This window comes from Proteus sp. FZP2095 (assembly GCF_023701425.1).
Classification (GTDB): domain Bacteria; phylum Pseudomonadota; class Gammaproteobacteria; order Enterobacterales; family Enterobacteriaceae; genus Proteus; species Proteus cibarius.
In genome coordinates, this window is sequence record NZ_JAMQBJ010000031.1 from 1 (window position 1) to 328 (window position 328).

General features: G+C 61.9%; 1 protein-coding gene. It reads left to right on the forward strand.

Annotation, left to right across the window (positions count from 1 at the left end; all coding sequences use genetic code 11):
• Positions 1-98 precede the first annotated feature (98 nt).
• Positions 99-328: dihydropteroate synthase (locus NBG71_RS18725; protein WP_250917082.1), on the forward strand; the 230-nt coding region annotated here is incomplete at its 3' end.

Here is a 328-nt window from a genome sequence, read left to right on the forward strand (position 1 = left end):
AAGCTTGATGCGTGGGGCTTTGTAGGTATGGGGCTCATAATTGCTGCCTTTTTGCTCGCCCGATCCCCATCGTGGAAGTCGCTGCGGAGGACGACGCCATGGTGACGGTGTTCGGCATTCTGAATCTCACCGAGGACTCCTTCTACGATGAGAGCCGGCGGCTAGACCCCGCCGGCGCTGTCACCGCGGCGATCGAAATGCTGCGAGTCGGAGCAGACGTCGTGGATGTCGGACCGGCCGCCAGCCATCCGGACGCGAGGCCTGTATCGCCGGCCGATGAGATCAGACGTATTGCGCCGCTCTTAGACGCCCTGTCCGATCAGATGCA